The organism is Phyllobacterium sp. RCAM01083, from assembly GCF_055685835.1.
Window position 1 is genome coordinate 2,669,725 of the sequence record NZ_JBVFZN010000005.1, and the last position, 21,398, is coordinate 2,691,122.

17 protein-coding genes are annotated in these 21,398 nt (G+C 60.8%); 6 read left to right on the top strand and 11 right to left on the bottom strand.

Annotation, left to right across the window (positions count from 1 at the left end):
- Positions 1-6: 6 nt before the first annotated feature.
- Positions 7-1,461 (top strand): xylulokinase, encoded by a 1,455-nt coding sequence (gene xylB / locus ACZ25R_RS19915; protein WP_472461982.1) that lies wholly within the window; start codon positions 7-9, stop codon positions 1,459-1,461.
- Positions 1,458-2,768, top strand: coding sequence for a xylose isomerase (gene xylA / locus ACZ25R_RS19920; RefSeq protein WP_472461983.1), 1,311 nt, complete (start codon positions 1,458-1,460; stop codon positions 2,766-2,768). Before xylB ends, xylA begins: the two co-directional genes overlap by 4 nt.
- Before the next feature lie 197 nt (positions 2,769-2,965).
- On the opposite strand, the gene ACZ25R_RS19925 is transcribed toward xylA, so the two are convergent.
- From ACZ25R_RS19925 to ACZ25R_RS19950, 6 genes are all read right to left on the bottom strand, one after another.
- A complete protein-coding gene (locus tag ACZ25R_RS19925; protein ID WP_130268458.1) occupies positions 2,966-3,715 on the bottom strand; it encodes an SDR family NAD(P)-dependent oxidoreductase in 750 nt (249 codons plus the stop codon).
- Between the two features lie 265 nt (positions 3,716-3,980).
- A complete protein-coding gene (locus tag ACZ25R_RS19930; RefSeq protein ID WP_463011964.1) occupies positions 3,981-4,751 on the bottom strand; it encodes an amino acid ABC transporter ATP-binding protein in 771 nt (256 codons plus the stop codon).
- Between the two features lie 12 nt (positions 4,752-4,763).
- Positions 4,764-5,426 (bottom strand): amino acid ABC transporter permease, encoded by a 663-nt coding sequence (locus tag ACZ25R_RS19935; protein ID WP_463011965.1) that lies wholly within the window; start codon positions 5,424-5,426, stop codon positions 4,764-4,766.
- A gap of 4 nt (positions 5,427-5,430) precedes the next feature.
- Positions 5,431-6,093: an amino acid ABC transporter permease gene (locus ACZ25R_RS19940; RefSeq protein ID WP_223612274.1), complete on the bottom strand. Its 663-nt coding sequence runs from the start codon at positions 6,091-6,093 to the stop codon at positions 5,431-5,433.
- Between the two features lie 67 nt (positions 6,094-6,160).
- On the bottom strand, positions 6,161-7,006 hold the full coding sequence (locus tag ACZ25R_RS19945; RefSeq protein WP_464662278.1) for a transporter substrate-binding domain-containing protein: 846 nt from the start codon (positions 7,004-7,006) through the stop codon (positions 6,161-6,163).
- Positions 7,007-7,199: 193 nt separating this feature from the next.
- On the bottom strand, positions 7,200-9,395 hold the full coding sequence (locus ACZ25R_RS19950; RefSeq protein WP_472461984.1) for a transglycosylase domain-containing protein: 2,196 nt from the start codon (positions 9,393-9,395) through the stop codon (positions 7,200-7,202).
- Between the two features lie 196 nt (positions 9,396-9,591).
- Here ACZ25R_RS19950 and ACZ25R_RS19955 point away from each other — a divergent pair, with 196 nt between their 5' ends.
- Together ACZ25R_RS19955 and ACZ25R_RS19960 are read left to right on the top strand one after the other, a co-directional pair.
- Positions 9,592-9,789: a hypothetical protein gene (locus tag ACZ25R_RS19955; RefSeq protein WP_472461985.1), complete on the top strand. Its 198-nt coding sequence runs from the start codon at positions 9,592-9,594 to the stop codon at positions 9,787-9,789.
- A gap of 365 nt (positions 9,790-10,154) precedes the next feature.
- Complete coding sequence (locus tag ACZ25R_RS19960; protein ID WP_472461986.1) at positions 10,155-11,282, top strand: acyltransferase family protein; 1,128 nt, start codon at positions 10,155-10,157, stop codon at positions 11,280-11,282.
- Positions 11,283-11,299: 17 nt separating this feature from the next.
- Here ACZ25R_RS19960 and ACZ25R_RS19965 read toward each other — a convergent pair whose 3' ends face one another.
- A complete protein-coding gene (locus tag ACZ25R_RS19965) occupies positions 11,300-11,917 on the bottom strand; it encodes a ribonuclease D (RefSeq protein WP_223612280.1) in 618 nt (205 codons plus the stop codon).
- Positions 11,918-11,931: 14 nt separating this feature from the next.
- Positions 11,932-13,320, bottom strand: a complete 1,389-nt coding sequence (locus ACZ25R_RS19970; RefSeq protein ID WP_472461987.1) for a M20/M25/M40 family metallo-hydrolase — start codon at positions 13,318-13,320, stop codon at positions 11,932-11,934.
- A gap of 377 nt (positions 13,321-13,697) precedes the next feature.
- Here ACZ25R_RS19970 and ACZ25R_RS19975 point away from each other — a divergent pair, with 377 nt between their 5' ends.
- Together ACZ25R_RS19975 and polA are read left to right on the top strand one after the other, a co-directional pair.
- A complete protein-coding gene (locus ACZ25R_RS19975) occupies positions 13,698-14,303 on the top strand; it encodes a YdeI/OmpD-associated family protein (protein ID WP_472461988.1) in 606 nt (201 codons plus the stop codon).
- Between the two features lie 114 nt (positions 14,304-14,417).
- On the top strand, positions 14,418-17,348 hold the full coding sequence (polA, locus tag ACZ25R_RS19980; RefSeq protein ID WP_472461989.1) for a DNA polymerase I: 2,931 nt from the start codon (positions 14,418-14,420) through the stop codon (positions 17,346-17,348).
- Positions 17,349-17,364: 16 nt separating this feature from the next.
- Here the strand turns inward: polA and ACZ25R_RS19985 are convergent, their stop codons facing one another.
- From ACZ25R_RS19985 to ACZ25R_RS19995, 3 genes are all read right to left on the bottom strand, one after another.
- Entirely contained in the window at positions 17,365-18,948 is a 1,584-nt protein-coding gene (locus tag ACZ25R_RS19985; RefSeq protein WP_472461990.1) for an FGGY-family carbohydrate kinase, read from the bottom strand.
- A gap of 34 nt (positions 18,949-18,982) precedes the next feature.
- Complete coding sequence (locus ACZ25R_RS19990) at positions 18,983-19,669, bottom strand: HAD family hydrolase (protein WP_472461991.1); 687 nt, start codon at positions 19,667-19,669, stop codon at positions 18,983-18,985.
- Positions 19,670-19,892: 223 nt separating this feature from the next.
- Positions 19,893-21,371 carry a mannitol dehydrogenase family protein gene (locus tag ACZ25R_RS19995; RefSeq protein WP_472461992.1) on the bottom strand — a complete coding sequence of 493 codons (1,479 nt, stop codon included), beginning with the start codon at positions 21,369-21,371 and terminating at the stop codon, positions 19,893-19,895.
- Between the last annotated feature and the right edge of the window lie 27 nt (positions 21,372-21,398).

Below are 21,398 nucleotides of genomic sequence, written 5' to 3' on the forward strand. Positions count from 1 at the left end.
TCCTCCATGTATCTCGGTCTAGATTTAGGCACATCCGGCGTCAAGGCGCTGTTGATTGACGACAAACAGTCCGTCATTGGCTCCGGCACAGGAACACTGGATGTTTCACGGCCGCATTCAGGCTGGTCCGAGCAGGACCCCGCGCACTGGATACGCGCGACCGAAGATGCCATTGCCGCACTGAAGGCCAGTCACCCCAAAGAATTGGCTGCTGTGAAAGGCATCGGCCTGTCCGGCCAGATGCACGGCGCAACGCTGCTTGACGGCAATGACAGCGTGCTTCGGCCCTGCATGCTGTGGAACGACACGCGCAGCCACGCGGAAGCAGCCGAACTCGACGGCAAGCCGATCTTTCGCGCGCTCAGCGGCAACATTGTTTTTCCCGGCTTTACCGCGCCGAAAGTGATGTGGGTGAAGAACAACGAGCCGGAGATTTTCGCCAGATTGCGGCGGGTGCTGCTGCCGAAGGATTATCTGCGGCTCTGGCTGACCGGCGAACACGTCTCCGAAATGTCCGATGCGGCGGGAACCTCCTGGCTCGATGTCGGCAGGCGCGCCTGGTCGGACGAGCTGCTCGGCGCATCCGGACTCGACAGGAGCCACATGCCATCCCTCGTCGAGGGGACCGAGGTTTCCGGCACGCTGAAAGCCAGTCTGGCCACGCGTTGGGGCATGGGCAACCGGGTGGTTGTTGCCGGCGGCGCCGGGGACAATGCCGCTTCCGCCTGCGGCATGGGCACCGTGGCGGAAGGCCATGCCTTCGTCTCGCTCGGCACATCCGGCGTGCTGTTTGCCGCCAACAATGCCTATCTGCCCAACCCGGCCAGTGCCGTTCACACCTTCTGCCATGCCCTCCCCGACACGTGGCACCAGATGGGCGTGATCCTCTCCGCCACCGATGCGCTCAACTGGTATGCCGGCATCACCGCGCGCAAGCCGGCGGAACTGACCGACGAGTTGGGTGACAATTTACGAGCCCCTTCCGGCGTCACCTTCCTGCCTTATCTCTCCGGCGAACGCACGCCGCTCAACGATTCCGCCATCCGCGGTTCGTTCCAGGGACTGGAACATGCCAGCGACCGGGCGAGCTTGACACAGGCAGTGCTTGAGGGCGTCGCCTTTGCCTTCCGCGATTGCCTGCATGCGCTTGCCAGTGCGGGCACCAGGCTTGACCGGGTGACCGCCGTCGGCGGCGGCTCGCGGTCCGCCTACTGGCTGAAAACCATTGCCACGGCGCTCGGCATCCCTGTCGATGTGCCTGCCGACGGGGATTTCGGCGCAGCCTTCGGTGCCGCAAGGCTTGGCCTCATCGCAGCGGAAAAGGCCGATCCCCGTGCCATCTGCACGCAGCCCGCAACGGAAAAGACCATCGAGCCCGACAAGGGTCTCACCGCCGATTTCGACATCGCCTACCGGCGCTACCACAACCTCTATCCAGCATTAAAGGGAGTTCAATCATGAGCAGCGGATTTTTTGGTGACATCAAACCAGTCAGATATGAGGGGCCGGACAGCACCAATCCGCTTGCCTATCGTTTTTACAATCCCGAAGAGCTGATCAATGGCAAGCGCATGGAAGACCACCTGCGCTTTGCCGTTGCCTACTGGCATTCCTTCACCTGGCCGGGCGGCGATCCCTTCGGCGGCCAGACCTTCGAACGCCCGTGGTTCAATGACACGATGCAGGGCGCGAAGCTGAAAGCCGACGTGGCTTTCGAGATGTTCTCGCTGCTGGGCGCACCGTATTTCTGCTTCCACGACGCCGACGTCCGTCCTGAAGGCGAGACTCTCGCCGAAAGCAACAAGCGCCTCTACGAGATTGCAGACTATTTCGCGGGCAAGATGGAAAAGACCGGCACCAAGCTGCTCTGGGGCACCGCCAATCTTTTCTCCAACCGGCGCTACATGGCCGGTGCAGCCACCAACCCCGATCCCGATGTCTTCGCCTATGCGGCCGCGACGGTGAAAACCTGTATCGATGTCACGCAGAAACTGAAGGGCGAGAACTACGTGCTCTGGGGCGGCCGCGAAGGCTACGAGACCCTGCTCAACACCGACATGAAGCGCGAACTCGACCAGATGGGCCGGTTCCTCAGCCTCGTCGTCGACTACAAGCACAAGATCGGCTTCAAGGGCGCGATCCTCATCGAGCCGAAGCCGCAGGAGCCGACCAAGCACCAGTACGACTACGATGCGGCGACAGTCTATGGCTTCCTCAAGCGCTTTAGCCTGGAGAACGAGGTCAAGGTCAATCTCGAACAGGGCCACGCCATCCTTGCCGGCCACTCCTTCGAACATGAACTGGCAACCGCGGCGGCACTCGGCATTTTCGGTTCCATCGATATGAACCGCAATGATTACCAGTCCGGCTGGGATACGGATCAGTTCCCCAACAATGTGCCCGAGGTGGCGCTGGCCTATTATGAAATCCTCAAAGCCGGCGGTTTCACCACGGGCGGCACCAATTTCGACTCCAAACTGCGCCGCCAGTCGCTCGATCCGCAGGACCTGCTGATCGCCCATATCGGCGGCATGGATACCTGCGCCCGCGGCCTCAAGGCAGCGGCGAAGATGGTCGAGGACAAGGCCCTCACCGGTTTTGTCGAGGAGCGCTATGCGGGCTGGGCCAAGCCTGACGCACAGGCCATGCTGTCGGGCAAGCTGTCGCTTGAGGATATCGCCAAGCACGTCGAGGACAAGAAGATCCAGCCGCAGCCGCGCTCCGGCCGCCAGGAATATCTGGAGAACGTGGTCAACCGCTACGTTTGAGGGAGAGATTTTACCCCCCTCTGGGCTACCGCCCATCTCCCCCACAAGGGGGGAGATCAGCCTGCATTACGGTTTCGACCAGTTCTGAGACCTCGCAAAACAAGCAAAAATGTCGATGTCGATGTGATCTCCCCCCTTGTGGGGGAGATGTCCGGCAGGACAGAGGGGGGTGTTCAAAGCCATTCCCCCTTCAAGCATCAGACGTGCTGGCCGCCATTGATGTGGATTTCCGAGCCGGTCACATAGGACGATGCCTCGGAGCACAGGAAATAGATCGTCTCGGCAACCTCAGCGGTCTTGCCGAGACGGCGCAGCGGCAGCTGTTCCACCAGCTTGTCGGTGCCCGGCGACAGGATCGCCGTATCGATCTCGCCCGGCGCGATCGCGTTGACGCGAATGCCGTGCGGGCCGAAATCCGAGGCCATTTCCCGCGTCAGGGATGCCAGTGCAGCCTTCGATGTCGCATAGGCCGTTCCGGCAAAGGGATGCACACGGCTTCCGGCGATGGAGGTGACGTTGACAATCGATCCCTTGCCCGCTTCCAATTCCTTGAACAGGCCGCGCGCCAGCATGATGGGTGCGAAGAAATTCACCTGAAACACGGTCGACCATGTGTGCATGGGGGTCTCGATCGAATCCAGCCGGTCACCGCCCGGATTCTTGGGCGAGATACCGGCATTGTTGATCAGGGCATGCAGCTTGCCGCCTTCGATCTCCAGCCTCTGGCGAATTTCCAGGACCGCGTGATCCACATCGGCGGGATCGGCGAGATCCACCTTGATATGATCGTCGGGACCGGCAGGCCAGGGACAATCATCGGAAAAATCCTGCCGCGAGCAGGTGATGACGCGCCAGCCGGCGCGGGAAAACCGCTTGACCGTGGCGTGGCCGATGCCACGGCTTGCGCCAGTCAAGACGAGGACTTTGCGTGCTTCATCGCTGCTCATGGGAAAACTCCGTTTGCAAGTGGAACGAATTTGACATTCGCATCCCATTTGACATGACGCGCAGCATGCGAATGTCAAATTCAAAGTTCCACTAGAATCTTATAGTTGCTAGTGGTCCTTTGATTCTGACATTTGCCTGAATGGCCTGTATCAACGGGGTGCAAATGTCAGAATCGGACCACTAGTGCCATAGAGCAAGCGCCGCCCAAAGGGAACTGTGCAGGCCGGTATTTTGACGTGTGCCTGCGAACAAACATCGCTAAATTCAGGAAAAGCTCGACGTCTTCAAAAACTCGGCCAGGCGCTCGCTCTGCGGTTTGTGGAACATGTCGCGCGGGTTGCCTTCCTCGCCGATAAGCCCCTGGTTCATGAAGATCACCCGGTTGGAGACCTCGTAGGCAAAGCGCATCTCGTGAGTGACAAGCAGCATGCTCATGCCGTCCTGCGCCAATGTCTTGATCACCTGCAGCACCTCGTTCACCAGTTCCGGATCGAGCGCCGAGGTGACTTCGTCGAACAGCATTAGCCGAGGATTCATGGCAATGGCGCGGGCGATAGCGACACGCTGCTGCTGGCCACCGGACAATTGCCCGGGAAAATGATCGGCACGGGCGAGCAGGCCGACACGATCCAGCCATTTCAGCGCAATGGTGCGCGCCTCGTCCCTGTCCAGCTTCTTCACCTTGACCAGGCCCAGCATGACATTGTGAACGGCACTCATATGCGGGAACAGGTTGAACTGCTGGAAAGCCATGCCGGTCAGGGCGCGCTGGCGGGCGATTTCCTTCTCCTTCTTGCGCCGGCGCTGGCCGCCGATCATCTCATAACCGATCTCCTGACCGTCTATGCTGATCGACCCGCCCTGGAATTCTTCCAGCATGTTGATGCAGCGCAGCATGGTGGTCTTGCCGGAGCCGCTCGACCCGATGATGCTGACGACATCGCCCTGCTTCATGCTGCAGTCGACGCCTTTGAGGACTTCCACCTCGCCATAGCTCTTGTGCAGGTTGCGGATTTCAAGAAGATTGTCTGGCATCCCGGAATCCCCTTAGGATGGAACCGCCATCTTGCGTTCGACGTAGCGGCCGAAACGTTCGATGGCATAGTTGATGACGAAATACAGGAAGCCGGCGAAGAAATAGAATTCGAGGCTCATGAAGGTTCTGGAAATCAGTTCCTGCGTGCGCAGCAGCAGCTCGGCCACGCCGATAATCGACAAGAGGGTCGATGCCTTGACCATTTCGGCTGCCGTGTTGACCCAGGCCGGCAGCACCTGGCGCAGCGCCTGCGGGCCGAGCACATAGGCGAAGGTCTGCGGAAAGGTCAGGCCAATAGCCTTGGCAGCTTCCGTCTGCCCCTTCGGTATGGATTGCAGCGCCCCCCGGACGATTTCCCCCACATGCGAACTGCAGAAGACGGCGAGCGCCAGAATGCCCGCCTGGAACGGCCCGAGGTCAAGGCCGATGGTGCCGAGCACGTAATAACTGGCGAGAACCAGCACGAGGACTGGTGTGCCGCGGATGAAATCCGTGTAGCCGCGCACGATCCAACGCAGCGGTGCCCTGGCATAGGTCAGCGCCAAACCAACACCAACCCCGAGCAGCGTGCCGCAGCAGATCGCCAGCAGCGAAATCGACAGGGTGACGCCGATACCCTTGAGGATCGGCCAGCGCGCCAGCCAGAGAACATCCGCGAAATGAACAATATCCATCACATCACCTCGGCAATGCCAGACGGCGTTCGACGATGCGCATCAGCGCAGCCAGGATCGAACAGGTAAAGACGTAGAGGCAGCTTGCCACCATCCATGTCTCGATGACGCGAAAGGTTTCGACATTGATCTTGCGCGTTTCGAACGTCAGTTCCGGCACGGCGATGGCCGCGGCCAGCGACGTGTCCTTGAACAGCGAGATGATCGTGCTGCCGAGCGACGGCAGGATATTGCGAAACATCAGCGGCGCGATGATCGACGTGCGTATCTGCATTTCCGTCAGGCCGATGGCGAGGCCGGCCTCGCGCAGACCGGCGGGGATCGACAGCAGTCCGGCGCGGAACACCTCCGCCAGATAGGCACCCGAATAGAGGGCGAGCGTGAAGACGAAGCTTTCGATCTTGCCCAGGCGCAACCCCCACTGGGGCAGCGCGAAATAGGTGAACAGCACGAGCACGAGGATCGGCGTGTTGCGGATGATGGAGACGTAGACCCCGGCCGGACGCTTTATCAGGCCGTTTTTGGATATCAGACCAAAAGCCGTGCACAGCCCGATGACGGCGCCGATGAGGATGGAGCCGAAAGCCAGGGCAAGGCTGAGCGCCAGCCCCAACAGCAGGTCATCGAAGCTGCGCCAGACGGCAGCAAAATTCAGCGTATAGCCCATGAACAATGTCCCCGTTATCGCAAGACAAGGAGAAACGGCTCCAGACGACCCTGGAGCCGCCGGTTGACTACTTGTATTCGACGGGGAAGCCGATCTGCGGCGGCGTCAGGTCCTTGCCGAACCAGGTCTTGAACGATTTCGCATAGGTATCGAACTCGACACCGGTCATCGCCTCATGCAGCGCCGTGTTGACGAAGTTCAGCCAATCCTGATCGCCGCGCTTGACACCGCAGGCATAAGTCTGCGGATTCCAGCCGTAGCCGGCATCCTTGTAGCGACCCTTGTTCTGGGTCATGTACCAGGCAAGCGACGACTGATCCGTGGCGACCGCATCGGCACGGCCGGATTCCAGCGCCTGATAGATCAGATCGACCGATTCATACTGGTCGACCTTGGCCTCCGGCAGGGCCGCATGCACCATCGATTCGGCATAGACATTCTGCAGCACCGAGATTGTCACCGCAGAACCCGCCGCCTTGAGCGCGGCGTAGTCGGCATATTTGCTGTCGGCCTTCAGCATCAGCCCGACACCTTCCCGATAGTACGGTATGGTGAAGGCGATCTGCTGTGCCCTCTCCCCGGTGACCGTCATGAACTGGCAGGTGATATCCACCTTGTTCGTGGTGATGTTGGGAATGCGGGCATCGGAAGACTGGTTGACGAACTCGACCTTGCTGGGATCGCTGAACAGCGCCTTGGCGATGATATGACCCATGTCGATATCGAAGCCCTGCAGCGTGTCGTCAGCGCCCTTGAAGTGCCATGGCGCATTGGTGCTGCCGGTGCCGACAACCAGATGGCCGCGGGCCAGCACCTCATCGAGCTTGCTCTTGTTGTCCTGCGCGAAAGCCTGATTGAACGGCAATGCGAGCAGCGCGGCCACAGCGACCGTCGCGTAAAATACTTTAGACATTTTTCGTTCCCCTATCCGTCAAGCGAATATTATGTTTTAATCCATTACTATGGAATAGAATATCTAATAATGGATTTTCATAATACGAGGACAAGAGTCGCGACTTGTCAAGCGACATTTGGAATCGCCGCGACAGGGGGTTTTCAGAAGCTGTATGGGAGCGAAGGGAAGCACGGACCGGACGGCTTGCCGGTCAGTTGCCCATGATCAGGTCGAAGAGCGTGGTCTTGCGCGGCTTCTGGCCATTGCCGCCCACGCCGGCCGGCGGCGTCGGATGGGTCGATCCGGTTTGATCGTCCAGCCCGACCGGCGGAACCGGCCCGCCCGGATTGAGCTGGGCTGATGGCACACCTTCGGCGGCCGGCACATCCGCGCCGGGCAAGGCATCGTTGCCGTCGATGACGGTTTCATTGACGCGGTAATTGCCGGGAAGCTCCGCCACGGGCACGCCCTTGTGCGCGGCGACCATGAATTCCTTCCAGGCCAGCGCGGGCAACGCGCCGCCGGTGACCTTCTTGGTCGGCTTGCCGTCATCATTGCCGAACCACACGCCCGTGGTCAGGTTCGAGGTGTAGCCGATGAACCAGGCATCGCGGAAATTCTGGCTGGTGCCGGTCTTGCCCGCAGCGGGCCAGCCGAATTTGGCTTTCGTCGCCGTGCCGCTTTCGACGGTCTGGCGCAGCATGGCATTCATCATGCCGACATTGCGCTCGCTGATCACCCGCTCCTGCTTGGGATTCTTGAATTCATACAGCACCTTGCCCTCATGCGTGGTGACGCGGCGGACCAGATGGACGGGCGCCTTGTAGCCGTCATTGGCAAAGGGCACAAAGGAATCGGTGAGTTCGAGCAGCGTGACTTCCGAGGTCCCAAGCGCCAGTGAGGCATTGGCGTTGAGGTTCGAAACGATCCCCAGGCGATGCGCCGTATCGACAACGGTGCTGGGGCCGACTTCCATGACCAATTGGGCGGATACCGAATTGAGCGACCGGGCCAGCGCCTCCGCCAGCGTCACCTTGCCGAAATATTTGCCGTTATAGTTGCCGGGCGTCCAGTTGCCGATCCGGATGGGCGCATCGTTGCGCACCGATTCCGGCGTGCGCCCCTGCTCCAATGCGGAGAGATACACGAAAGGCTTGAAGGTGGAGCCCGGCTGGCGCTTGGCTTCGCTGGCGCGGTCGAACTGGCTGTTGGCATAGTCATAGCCGCCCACCAGCGCCCGCACCGCTCCGGTGCCATCGATGGAGACCAGCGCGCCCTGCGAAACATTGAGCCGGTCGCCGTTCTTCTGGATCAGATCGCGGATCGAGGCTTCTCCCAGCTTCTGCAGGCCGAGATCGACGGTGGTGTCGACAACCACATCCGCACGGACATCACCGATAAGCTCGGGCAACTCCTCCATCACCCGGTCGGCGACATAATGCTCGGAGCCGCTCCAATAGGCCGCCGCGCGGGTCGCCGGCTGCTTCATGGCGACGGTCAGTTCCTTGTCACCGATCATGCCCTGATCGCGCATGGCCGCCAGCACCAGCTGGGAACGCTCGACGGCGGCTTTCGGATCGCGCGCCGGCGACAGGCGCGAAGGCGCCTTGAGCAGGCCGGCAATGACAGCCGCTTCCGACAGATTGACGTCGTGCGCGGATTTGTTGAAGTAGCGGCGCGAGGCCGCGGCCACGCCATAGGAACCCGAGCCGAGATAAACCCGGTTCAGATACATCTCCAGAATCTGGTCTTTGGTATATTTGTGCTCCAGCCAGAGGGCGAGCAGGACTTCCTGGACCTTGCGCTCCAGCGTGCGGTCCGGCGTCAGAAACAGGTTCTTCGCCAGCTGCTGCGTGATGGTCGAACCGCCCTGCACCAGGCGCCCCGAGATCACGTTGGTCGCCATGGCGCGGACGAAGCCGACGGGATCGACACCAAAATGCGAATAGAAGCGGCGGTCTTCGATCGCCACCACCGCCTGCGGCAGGTAGGGCGACATCTGGTGCAGGCCGATCGCCTCGCCGCCGGTGGCGCCGCGATTGGCGATGAGATCGCCTTCGACCGAAACAATCTTCACGTTGGGCGGGCGGTCGGGGATCGTCCAGGTGGTGGTCTGCGGCATCTTGGCGGCGAAATAGATCACGGTGCCCGCGACGGCGATACCGCCCCAGATGCACAGGACAAACGACCAGTAGATGGTGCGGCGGATGAGACCCAGGAAACCGCCACCCTGCCGGCGGCTGGAGCGGCCGCGCCTGGACTTGGCGGGTTTGCGCGATGAGGTCCGGCGCTTCTGGCTTCGCACGGGTCTGTCCTCCGGGTCGGCGCGCATGTCATCGTCATCGGAACGGCGGTCCGAACTGAACCCCGGCTCGATGCGCTGCCTGCCCTTGTCACGTGGTGCCATTGACTGAAATACCCGCCCCAATCGGTGCCGCAAAATCCTTCGCGACGCGTTGCAGGGTAAATGCGGCGATTTAAGGTGCGGTTAAATTTGGCCGATGGCATCAAACTGAGCATGCGTGAAGGCGAACGGTTCGGTTCACGCTTGAGAATTCCGCGCCGGACCGTTAGCTTCCCGCTCATTAGGAATGGAGTGGCAAATGCGATTTGTGGTCCTTGCCTGCGCTGCGATTATCCTCGGCGGTTGCGGTGGCGGTGCCATTGCCAGACTGAATCCCTCGCCCGAATCCGAAGCACAGTATCGCCTCGGCGGCTGCCAGCTGCGCGGTCACGGGACGTGCAAGGAGCCTCTCGACGCGACCGGCGCGCCCGCGCCGGCGGGTGCCGCCGTCAACTGAAACCCCATTCAGGCCGCCGCAGCGCCGCTGTCGTTTTCTGTCAAATCTTGGCGCGCGAAAAGATTATTATTCTTGCGCCCTTGAAAATTAAACGCGGCAGGCATATTTTGGTGGTGCGTAACGAGCGGTTCTCCTCCCATTTTTCGCTCGTTACGTGTTCCCCTCTGGACGCATTTGCGTTCACAATTCGCCGGGCTTCTGCCCGGCATTTTTGTATTCGGATGCAGCAACCGGGTATTTCCGGGACAATCAACCCTTCGGAAACGTGATCCGACCGTCATTTCTGCGAACATCACCTGAATTTTACTTCCCGTTTTGAAATATCGCGTATCAAAGAGAGTAAAACGCGGGGGAACAAAGCAACGATGAGCACGGGCGAAAAAACACGTGTCGATTGGGTCGACATCGCCAAGGGCATCTGCATCATCTTTGTCGTCATGATGCACTCGGTGCTTGGCGTCGAGGACGATGCCGGCGCCCGTGGCTGGATGCATCCGGTCGTGTCCTTTGCCCAGCCGTTCCGCATGCCGGACTTCTTCCTGATCTCGGGCCTGTTTCTCGGACTGGTGATCGATCGGCCATGGCTGCGCTATGCCGACCGCAAGATCATCCATTTCGCCTATTTCTACCTGCTGTGGCTGACGATCCAGTTCCTGTTCAAGGCGCCGGGCATCATCGCCGACAGCGGCCCCGGCGGCGCTGTCGGCGCCTATCTCCTTGCCCTCGTCCAGCCCTTCGGAACCCTATGGTTCATCTATCTGCTGCCGGTGTTCTTTGTCGTCACGCGCCTCGTCAGATCCGTCAATGTCTGGATCATCCTCGCCATTGCCGCCGCGCTTGAAACCGTCCCCATCCATACGGGATGGCTGGTCCTCGACGAATTCTGCAGCCGCTATGTCTTCTTCTTTGCCGGCTATGCCTTTGCACCCGTCATTTTCGACCTGGCGCAATGGCTGCGGCAGCGTCCGCTCACCGCCCTTGCCATCCTCGGCGTATGGGCGCTCGCCAATGGCTGGCTGGTGTTTCACCCGGCATCGCAACCCTTTGCTGCCTGGATACCGCTGGAGGCCTATACATCCGGCGGGCTCGGCGGCTGGAGCAATGTGCCCATCATCTCGCTGCTTGCCGGTTTTGCCGGGGCATTGGCCATTGTTTCGGTCTCGGCGCTGCTGGCGCGACTGGGCTCGGTACCCGCTGCACAATGGCTTGTGCGTGCTTTGCGCTGGCTCGGCGCCCATTCCATCGTTGTCTACCTCGCCTTCTTCCTGCCCATGGCGGTGGCGCGAACCATCCTGCTCAAATCAGGCGTCATCACGGATATCGGCACGATTTCGCTCCTGACCGTCGTCAGCGGCGTTCTGGGGCCGGTGATCCTTTATGGGCTGGTGCAATGGACCGGCTATGGCCGGTTCCTGTTCAAACGGCCGCAATGGGCACATATCGACCGCGCGCCCACACCGCAAGGCAGGGGCGCGCTTGCTTCTGCAGAATAGCAGGAGCCGTTTTCCGTTTAACTGTGGGCGAAAATATCCTGTTCGTCCCAGCCCATCAGATCGAGCTTGGACCGCGTCGGCAGGAACTGGAAGCAGGCAGCCGCCTCTTCCGCCCGTCCGTCACGCTTCAGGCGCTCGATCAGGATGGCGCTCAGCCGGTGCAGGTAGAGAACGTCGGATGCCGCATATTCCAGCTGAGCCTGCGACAGTTCCGGCGCCGCCCAGTCCGATGACTGCTGCTGCTTGGACAGGTTGATATCCAGCAATTCGCTGCAAATCTCCTTCAGGCCATGCCGGTCCGTGTAGGTGCGGGTCAGGCGCGAGGCGATCTTGGTGCAGAAGACCGGCTGCGGCATCACACCGAAGGCGTGATAGAGCACGGCAAGATCAAACCGGCCGAAATGGAAAATCTTGGTGATGGCGGCATCACCAAGAAGTTTCACCAGATTGGGGGCAGATGTCTGCCCCTTGTCGATCTGGATGACATCAGCCGAGCCGTCACCGGGTGAAATCTGCACAACACACAGCCGGTCGCGATGGGGGTTCAGCCCCAGCGTCTCCGTATCAATGGCAACGGCATTGACCTGATAGTTTGCAAGGTCGGGCAGATCATTGCGGTGAAAGCGGATGGTCATCAAATCTCTCCGGTTTATTTCGTCAGCACGTCAAGAATGCGTGCCCAGGAACGCTGGCCCTTGTGGAAGGAATTCAGCTCGTATTTTTCGTTGGGGGAATGGATGCGGTCGTCCTCAAGCCCGAAGCCGACGAGCAGCGATTCCATGCCCAGCATGTTCTGGAAATCGCCGACAATCGGGATCGATCCACCCATGGCGATCAGCACGGCGGGCTTCGGCCATTCGTCGCTCAAGGCAGTCTTGGCCTTGGCCAGCAGCGGCGAGTCATAGGACAGCTGGATGGCGGGCGAACCGCCATGCTCATGGAACTCCACAGAGCAGTCGGCAGGGACGCGCTCGCGCACAAAGGCGCGGAAGGCTTCGCGGATCTTGGCGGGGTTCTGCTTGTGTACGAGGCGGAACGACACTTTGGCCGATGCCTGCGCGGCAATGACGGTCTTGAAGCCCTGTCCGGTATAACCGCCGATCACGCCGTTGATCTCGGCGGTCGGGCGCGCCCAGACCAGTTCCAGGATGGAACGGCCTTTTTCACCCGAGGGAATGGAAAGGCCGATGGGGCCGAGGAAGTTTTCCGGCGTGCAGCCGAGTCCGTTCCAGGTCTGCAGGATCTGCGTCGGGGTTTCCTCGACACCGTCATAGAAGCCGGGAATGGTCACGGCACCGGTTTCGTCGTGCAGGTCGGCGAGAATCTTCGTGAGAATGTGAATCGGGTTTGCCGCCGCACCGCCGAAGGAACCGGAGTGCAGGTCGCGATCGGCGGCCTTGACGACGATTTCCTCGCCGACCAGCCCGCGCAGGCCGACGGAAATCGCCGGGGTCTGCCTGTCCCACATGCCGGTATCGCACACGAGGGCGAAGTCGGCCTTGAGCTCGTCCTTGCAGGCATTGAGGAAAGGCTTCAGCGACGGCGATCCCGACTCTTCTTCTCCTTCAAACAGGATGGAAATCTTGACCGGCAGCTTGCCATGCACGTCCTTGTAGGCGCGGCAGGCTTCGACGAAGGTCATCAGCTGGCCCTTGTCATCGGCCGTGCCGCGGCCGGTCAGAATCTTGCGGCCATCGCCCATATCCTTGATGGCAGGGGCAAAGGGGTCGTTCTCCCACAGTTCGAGCGGGTCAACCGGCTGCACGTCATAGTGACCGTAGAAAAGGACATGAGGTGCATCGGCACTTGGCCCCTCATGATGCGCCACCACCATCGGATGCCCCGGCGTGTCGCGCACGCTGGCGTCGAAACCGATGGTCTTCAGATCGGCGACCAGCCACTCGGCAGCCTTGCGGCATTCGGCCTTGAATGCCGGATCGGTGGAGATGGACTTGATCTTCAACAGTTCGAACAGCCGCTCCAGACTTTTATCCAGATTGGCATCAAGGGCGTTCAAGACAGGTTCAAGCGCTGACATGGTAATTCCTGAATTTGTTGGACCGGGATTCGTGAAGGGAGTTCTTCTTAGCCCATTTTCGGGGAAGCGGCAGAAAAAAGTGGAGCCGGAAAAGAAATGGCCGCCGTGGCGGGGGGACCACAGGCGACCAGATCACTACACTCAGATGCGGCGACCCGGAGAGGGGGGATGAGGTCACCGCAAGTCCGGGGCAGGCGGGGGACGAGCCTTAAATCCCGGACATCGATCTATCGTCGACAGCTAGGATTTGGGCCTCAAACCATGGCAATTCAAGGGCACGGAACATTACATCTTTGTAACAAACGCGTGATGCATAAGTGATATGTTCAAGGCCCGTCTGATCCGGCATAAAGCTGTCGTGAGCGGAGGCGAATTCCATGACGAAAGCAACGACAGAATTGCCGGTTCTGTTCTTTCCGGCAGGCGCAGACTGGGAGGCGTGGCTGGCCGCCAACCATGCGGCATCGCCGGGCGCGTGGCTCAAATTTTCCAAGAAGACCGCGCGGATCAAAAGCCTGTCCAAACAGGATGCGATCGATGGCGCACTTTGCCATGGCTGGATCGACGGCCAGATCGACGCATTCGATGAAGACTACTGGCTCATCCGCTTCACGCCGCGCAAGGCCGCAAGCCGCTGGTCCGACATCAATCGCACGCGCGCCCTCGCGCTGATCGAACAGGGTCGCATCACACCCTTCGGCCTTGCGGAAATCGAACGCGCCAAGGCCGATGGACGCTGGGACAAGGCGTATCTTTCGCAAGGCAAGGCCACGATACCCGACGATCTGCAGGCAGCCCTCGACGCGAATGCCGAGGCGAAGCAGATGTTCGGGACATTGAGCAGCGCGAACCGCTACGCCATCATCTACCGTGTCAACGATGCCAAGAAACCCGAGACACGCCTGCAGCGCATCGAAAAATTCGTTGCCATGCTGGAGCGCGGCGAAACCATCCATCCGCAGAAGGACAAACCCTTCCGATAGGCTGCGGCGGCCCCGCGGATTTTGTCAGGAGGAGTCGGCTATCCCGCGATCTTTCGGTGCATGGGAAAGACAGATCATTTCCTTTTGCGGGATGATCATTTAATCGTAGGCACCATGAAAAAAGGTGATCATCTCTTTCTCGTCGACGGCTCCGGCTATATCTTCCGGGCCTATCATGCGCTGCCGCCCCTCACCCGCAAATCGGATGGCCTGCCGGTGGGCGCGGTATCGGGTTTCTGCAACATGCTGTGGAAGCTGCTGCGGGAAGCCAGGGACACCTCGGTCCGGGTGACGCCGACGCATTTCGCCGTCATCTTCGACTATTCGTCGAACACCTTCCGCAAGGAAATCTATCCGGAATACAAGGCAAACCGCTCGGCCCCGCCGGAGGACCTCATTCCGCAGTTCGGCCTGATCCGCCAGGCCACCAAGGCCTTCAACCTTCCCTGCATCGAAAAGGAAGGCTACGAGGCGGACGATCTCATCGCCACCTATGCGCGGATGGCGGAAGCCGCCGGCGCGGAAGTCACCATCATCTCCTCCGACAAGGACCTGATGCAGCTCGTCACCCCGCTGGTGTCGATGTATGACAGCATGAAGGACAAGCAGATCGGCATTCCCGACGTCGTCGAGAAATGGGGCGTGCCGCCGGAAAAGATGATCGACCTGCAGGCATTGACCGGCGATTCCACCGACAATGTTCCCGGCATTCCCGGCATCGGACCGAAGACCGCTGCGCAGCTTCTGGAGGAGTTCGGCGATCTCGATACGCTGCTCGCCCGTGCGGGTGAAATCAAGCAGCAGAAGCGCCGCGAAAACATTATTGCGTTCAGCGAACAGGCGCTTATCTCACGCCAGCTTGTCACCCTGAAGACCGATACCCCCGTCGAAGTGGGGCTTGATGACTTCGGGCTTGAGCCGCAGGATGGACCGAAGCTGGTCGCCTTCCTCAAGGCCATGGAATTCACCTCCCTGACCCGGCGTGCCGCCGAAGCGACGGGCATCGATGCCGCCGCCATCGAACCATCCGAGGTCGCGGTGGACACCGTCGCCGAGGCACACGGACCGGACGTTGAAATCCCTGACGGAACTGCTCCCGCTTCAACGACCGAGAAACCACAGGACAAATCGGATACCGGCGTCATGCTGCCCGCCGACCTGATCAAGGCGCGCGGCGACGAAGCGCTGGCTTCGAAGATCGACACGACGGCCTATACCTGCATCCGCGATCTTGCCACGCTGCAACTCTGGATCGACGAGGCGACCGAAGCCGGACTGGTGGCGTTCGACACGGAAACCACCTCGCTCGATCCGATGCAGACCGAGCTGGTCGGCTTCTCCCTGGCCATCCGGCCGGGACATGCGGCCTATGTCCCGCTCAACCACAAGTCCGGCAATGGTGATCTCCTCGGCGGTGGCACCGTCGAAGGACAGATTCCGCTCGACGATGCCTTGCGCGTATTGAAGCCGCTGCTCGAGGACCGTTCGGTGCTCAAGATCGCGCACAACATGAAGTATGACTGGCTGGTCATGCACCGCTACGGCATCGATCCGCACCCCTTCGACGATACGATGCTGATCTCCTACGTGCTCGATGCGGGTGAAGGCACCCATGGCATGGATGCCCTGTCCGAGCGCTGGCTGGGTCACACGCCCATCGCCTACAAGGATGTGGCCGGCAGCGGTAAGTCATCGGTTACATTCGACATGGTCGATATCGACCGCGCCACCGCCTATGCCGCCGAAGATGCGGATGTCACCCTGCGCCTGTGGCGCCTGCTCAAGCCGCGTCTGGTCGAGGATGGGCTCGTCTCGGTCTATGAACGGCTGGAGCGCCCGCTCGTTGCCGTGCTGGCGCGGATGGAAGAGCGCGGCATTTCCGTCGACCGGCAAATCCTGTCGCGCCTCTCCGGCGATCTGGCGCAGGCGGCAGCCGCCATCGAACACGAGATTTACCAGCTTGCCGGGGAAAAGCTCAACATCGGCTCACCCAAACAGCTGGGCGACATCCTGTTCGGCAAGATGAGCCTTCCCGGCGGTTCGAAGACCAAGACCGGGCAGTGGTCGACATCGGCACAGGTGCTGGAAGACCTTGCGGCGGAAGGGCATGAACTGCCGCGCAAGATCGTCGACTGGCGCCAGCTGACCAAGCTCAAATCCACCTATACGGACGCCCTGCCCGGCTATATCCATCCCGATACCAAGCGGGTGCATACGTCCTATGCCATGGCCGCGACCTCGACGGGGCGGCTGTCCTCGTCGGAGCCGAACCTGCAGAACATTCCCGTGCGCACAGCCGAAGGCCGCAAGATCCGCACGGCCTTCATCGCCGCGCCGGGCAACAAGCTGATTTCCGCCGATTACAGCCAGATCGAGCTGCGGGTCCTGGCGCATGTCGCCGAGATTCCCCAGCTCACCCAGGCCTTCGCCGATGGCATCGACATTCATGCGATGACCGCATCAGAAATGTTCGGCGTTCCGGTCAAGGACATGCCCTCGGAAGTGCGCCGCCGCGCCAAGGCGATCAACTTCGGCATCATCTATGGCATTTCCGCGTTTGGGCTTGCCAACCAGCTGTCGATTCCGCGCGAAGAAGCCGGGCAATATATCCGCACCTATTTCGAGCGCTTCCCCGGCATCAAGGACTATATGGAGGCGACCAAGGCTTTCGCCCGGCAGAACGGCTATGTCGAAACCATCTTCGGACGCCGCGCGCATTATCCGGAAATCCGCTCCTCCAATCCGCAGGTTCGCGCCTTCAACGAGCGTGCCTCGATCAACGCGCCGATCCAGGGTTCGGCCGCCGACATCATCCGCCGCGCCATGGTGCGCATGGAACCGGCGCTCAACGAGGCAAAGCTTTCGGCCCGTATGCTGTTGCAGGTGCACGATGAACTGATCTTTGAAACCGCCGAAGGCGAAGTCGACGCGACCATTCCGATCATTCGCGAGATCATGGTCAATGCCGCGATGCCGGCGATTTCCCTGTCCGTACCGCTGCAGGTGGATGCGCGCGCCGCACACAATTGGGACGAAGCGCACTAGAACCGGAAGCTGGGGCCTACCGCATGGAATCCAGCACTTTGCGCTGGGCATGCATTTCGAGGAAAATGCGGTAATCCCGGTCAAAGCGCTGGCGCGCCTTCGGTTCGGGCTGGCGCGGGCGCCCGCCCTGTTTCATCGCCATGCAGGCGGCGGGCAGATCTGGGTAAAGCCCGGCCGCCGTTGCCGCGACCATCGCCGTGCCGAGAAGCACGGCGTCTTCGGCAGCCGACGTGATGACGGTACAGCCCGTGGCATCCGCATAGAGTTCCATCAGCAGCGGGTTCTTGGTGTGCCCGCCCGTCACATGCATGGTGTCGATGGCGTAGCCGCGCTCGTTCAGCGCATCGAGAACATGCCGCACGCCAAGGACAATGCCGACGGAGGTGCGCCAGTAGAGGCGGCACAGGCTGTCAAAGGAGGCGTCCAGCGTCAGGCCGCTGATGACGCCCACCGCATGCGGGTCAGCCAGCGGCGAGCGGTTGCCATGAAAATCCGGCAGGACATGCAGGCGGCCGGCCAGATCGAGCCCCTCCTTTTCCCGCAGTTCCATGACGCGGTCGGTGATCTTCTTGTGCAGGGCGGCGTTGGGCTCGCCCGCAGCCCCGTGCCAGCGGATGATGTGATCGAGAAGCGCGCCGGAGACCGACTGTCCGCCCTCGCTCAGCCAGCAATCCGGCAGAGCCGCGCCGTAATAGGGTCCCCAGACGCCGTTGAACGAAATCGGCTCCTGCGACAGCGCCATCAGGCAGCTGGAGGTCCCGGCAATCAAAGCCAGGTGCCGGTCGATCTGCGAGAGATCGCCGGCGAAGCCACCGAGGACGCCGAGTGCCCCGGCATAGGCGTCGATCAGCCCCGCGCCCACATGGCAGCGCGTGGTAAGGCCCAGCGCCTTGGCAGCCTCCGGCGTCAATGGCCCGACATCGGTCCCCACCGGGCTCGCCCGCTCCGGCAGGCTGCCGCGCTCGACCATGTCGCCGATGCCGACCTCTTTGAGATAATCGCTTTGCCAGCCCGGTTCCTTATGGGCCAGATAGGTCCATTTGCAGGTGATCGTGCATTGCGACCGTGCGAGCGATCCCGACGCCTTCCAGCTGAGGAAATCGGCAAGGTCGAAAAAATATCCGGCTTTGTCCCAGGAGTTGGGCAAATGCCGCTTGAGCCACATCAGCTTTGGCGTCTGCATTTCCGGCGACATGACCCCGCCGAGATATTTGAGGACGTCGTGGCCCGTTGCCGTGCATTCATCCGATTCGTCGAGCGCCCGGTGATCCAGCCAGACGATCGTGTCCCAGCGGTTGTCGCCACCTGTCGAGACAGTCAGCGGCTTGCCATCCCTGTCGCGCACAACCAGCGAGCAGGTGGCGTCGAAACTGATGCCGGTGATATCGGACGGATCGACCTTGGATGCGGCCACCGCGCCCTGCACCGCGATGCAGACCGACTTCCAGATGTCTTCCGAATCATGTTCAGCATGGTCAGGCAGCGGGCGGTTCATCAGGATCGGGTGTTCCACCCGCCCCAAGAGATTGCCCTTGATATCAAGAATGCCCGCCCGGGCGCTTCCCGTTCCCACATCCACAGCACATACAAAATCTGGCATTCGAACCTTCCGGCTTGTCGTGAACCGGAACGCTCTAATGAACGTTTGTTCGGGCCTGTGGTGATGACAACAGGCCGGGCAATTCCAGCATGTCGCCGAATATAAGGTCTGGCTCGAGAGACGCAAGCGCTGCTTCCAGCCGGCCGCCGCGCGCATGGGTGCCGCCGGTGAAGGCGAAGACCCGCATGCCTGCCCGTTTGGCGGCTTCGATACCCGCAGGACTGTCTTCGATGACCACGCAGTCTTCCGGCGGCGTGTTCATGACCTGCGCTGCATACAGGAACAGGTCCGGCGCCGGCTTGCCGTGCTTGACCATGGTGGCGCTGAAAATATTCGGCTCCAGCAGATCGAGCAGGCCCGTCAGCTTGAGCGACAGGCGAATCCGGTCGGGCTGGCTCGACGAGGCAACACAACGTGGCAGATCGAGCCGATTGAGCGTCTCGGCTATGCCGGGAATCGGTTTCAGATCGGCGCGGAACCGTGCGTAGAGATTGGCGCGCATATCCTCCAGGTCGGCCGCGCTGGCGGCAAAACCATAGTCCTCATGCAGGATTTTGCTGATCGTCGCCATGCTGCGCCCGAGAAACATCTCGTAGGCCTCTTCCTCGGACAGCGTCGTGCCGCTCCGGGAAATCATGTCGAGCAGGACAGCAATGGAGATCGGCTCGCTGTCGACGAGGACACCATCGCAATCGAAAATGACAAGAGCGGGAGTTGTCATTGCGCGTGGCCAGCCACAGGTGAAGGATATTTATACAGTAGATACCCCCCTCTGTCCTGCCGGACATCTCCCCCACAAGGGGGGAGATCACCTTGACATGAATGCTTTCGCTTAAATTCTAACGCCAAAGATTGGCGGGAATATCGATGAAGGCTGATCTCCCCCCTTGTGGGGGAGATGGGCGGCAGCCCAGAGGGGGGTGAAATGAACATAGTTCGCACCATCACAGCTGATCGTTGAGATAGAGTTTCAATGTCTCGCGCGTACCCTTGTCCCAAAGGGTTTTCAAAATTCGCGAGAAGGATTGGGCGAAGACGGGCGACGTACCGACATCGCCGAAAATATCGCTCATCGCCAGAAATGCCCCGGGATCGCTCCTGGCTTTCACCGCTTCCACCTTCAACCGCTCGGCGTTGGCGTCAAGATAATTCGTCGGCTTACCGCTATCGGTCGTTCCCTCGCAGAACCGGCACCAGAGCGCGGAAACCAGCGACAGGCCGGTGATGCTCTTGCCGGCCTTCAAGCGGTCCGCCGTGGTCGGCAGGATGAATTTGGGCTGGCGGTTGGACCCGTCCTGGCACAGGCGCTGGATCGTATCGCCGATCTTCGGGTTGGAGAACCGCCGGTCGATCAGATCGTAATATTCCTCGAAGGTGATGCCGGGCACCGGCGGGAGAACGGGAATGATCTCTTCCCGTTCGAGCTTGCCGAGGAAGCCGCGGATCAGCGGTTCCTCCATGGCTTCGTGCACGAAATGAATGTCCATCAGTGCTGCGGGATAGGCAATGGTCGCGTGGCCGCCATTGAGGATGCGGATTTTCATCAGCTCGTACGGCGCAACATCCCTCACGAAGGTGACGCCGACCTTTTCCAAAGCCGGGCGGCCGGTCGGGAAATGGTCCTCGAGCACCCACTGCTTGAACGGTTCGCAGAACACCGGCCAATTGTCCTCGACGCCGAAATCGCTGGCAAGCATGCCGCGCTCGCGGTCGGAGGTTGCCGGGGTAATGCGGTCGACCATGCTGTTGGGGAAGGCGACATTGTCCTTCACCCATTTCGCCAAATCCGCATCGACGAGCGCCGCAAGACCGCTGACGGCATCGCTGGTGACATGCCCGTTGCCGGGAATGTTGTCACAGGACATCACCGTGAAAGGCGCCGTGCCCTCGGCGCGGCGGCGCATCAGCCCGGCGAGAATGAGACCGAACACCGTCCTGGGATCGCCGATATTGGCGGCGTCAGCCACGATCGCCGGATGCTGCGGGTTGAAGACGCCGGAGGCCGGATCGATGAAATAACCGCCTTCGGTGATGGTCAGCGACACGATGCGGATTTTCGGATCGGCAAGCCGCGCGATGGTATTTTCCGTCTCACCGGGTTTCAGGTAGTCGATCATCGATGCGGTCACCCGCGCGGTACGATGACCGCTGTCCTGTTCGACCACCGTGGTCAGCCAGTCCTGTTCCCGCAGTTTCTGCCGCATGGTTTCATCCGACGCCAGGACCCCGGCGCCGACAATCGCCCAGTCATGATCGCTGCCGGCGTTGAAAAGATCGTCGAGATAGACGGCCTGATGGGCGCGATGGAAATTGCCGATACCGAAATGGACGATGCCGGCGGTCAGATCGGCCTGCCTGTAGCCGGGTACAGCGACGTTGGCTGGAAGCTGCGACAGCGCGCTTTTGGAAAGTTTAACAGTCATCGGGCCTAACCCCTTTTTTCAAATGAA

What these genes read in the sequence shown, in the direction of transcription:
- xylB (WP_472461982.1), top strand. Translation starts at nt 7, where the DNA reads ATGTATCTCGGTCTAGATTTAGGCACATCCGGCGTCAAGGCGCTGTTG.
- xylA (WP_472461983.1), top strand. Translation starts at nt 1,458, where the DNA reads ATGAGCAGCGGATTTTTTGGTGACATCAAACCAGTCAGATATGAGGGG.
- ACZ25R_RS19925 (WP_130268458.1), bottom strand. Translation starts at nt 3,715, where the DNA reads ATGAGCAGCGATGAAGCACGCAAAGTCCTCGTCTTGACTGGCGCAAGC.
- ACZ25R_RS19930 (WP_463011964.1), bottom strand. Translation starts at nt 4,751, where the DNA reads ATGCCAGACAATCTTCTTGAAATCCGCAACCTGCACAAGAGCTATGGC.
- ACZ25R_RS19935 (WP_463011965.1), bottom strand. Translation starts at nt 5,426, where the DNA reads ATGGATATTGTTCATTTCGCGGATGTTCTCTGGCTGGCGCGCTGGCCG.
- ACZ25R_RS19940 (WP_223612274.1), bottom strand. Translation starts at nt 6,093, where the DNA reads ATGGGCTATACGCTGAATTTTGCTGCCGTCTGGCGCAGCTTCGATGAC.
- ACZ25R_RS19945 (WP_464662278.1), bottom strand. Translation starts at nt 7,006, where the DNA reads ATGTCTAAAGTATTTTACGCGACGGTCGCTGTGGCCGCGCTGCTCGCA.
- ACZ25R_RS19950 (WP_472461984.1), bottom strand. Translation starts at nt 9,395, where the DNA reads ATGGCACCACGTGACAAGGGCAGGCAGCGCATCGAGCCGGGGTTCAGT.
- ACZ25R_RS19955 (WP_472461985.1), top strand. Translation starts at nt 9,592, where the DNA reads ATGCGATTTGTGGTCCTTGCCTGCGCTGCGATTATCCTCGGCGGTTGC.
- ACZ25R_RS19960 (WP_472461986.1), top strand. Translation starts at nt 10,155, where the DNA reads ATGAGCACGGGCGAAAAAACACGTGTCGATTGGGTCGACATCGCCAAG.
- ACZ25R_RS19965 (WP_223612280.1), bottom strand. Translation starts at nt 11,917, where the DNA reads ATGACCATCCGCTTTCACCGCAATGATCTGCCCGACCTTGCAAACTAT.
- ACZ25R_RS19970 (WP_472461987.1), bottom strand. Translation starts at nt 13,320, where the DNA reads ATGTCAGCGCTTGAACCTGTCTTGAACGCCCTTGATGCCAATCTGGAT.
- ACZ25R_RS19975 (WP_472461988.1), top strand. Translation starts at nt 13,698, where the DNA reads ATGACGAAAGCAACGACAGAATTGCCGGTTCTGTTCTTTCCGGCAGGC.
- polA (WP_472461989.1), top strand. Translation starts at nt 14,418, where the DNA reads ATGAAAAAAGGTGATCATCTCTTTCTCGTCGACGGCTCCGGCTATATC.
- ACZ25R_RS19985 (WP_472461990.1), bottom strand. Translation starts at nt 18,948, where the DNA reads ATGCCAGATTTTGTATGTGCTGTGGATGTGGGAACGGGAAGCGCCCGG.
- ACZ25R_RS19990 (WP_472461991.1), bottom strand. Translation starts at nt 19,669, where the DNA reads ATGACAACTCCCGCTCTTGTCATTTTCGATTGCGATGGTGTCCTCGTC.
- ACZ25R_RS19995 (WP_472461992.1), bottom strand. Translation starts at nt 21,371, where the DNA reads ATGACTGTTAAACTTTCCAAAAGCGCGCTGTCGCAGCTTCCAGCCAAC.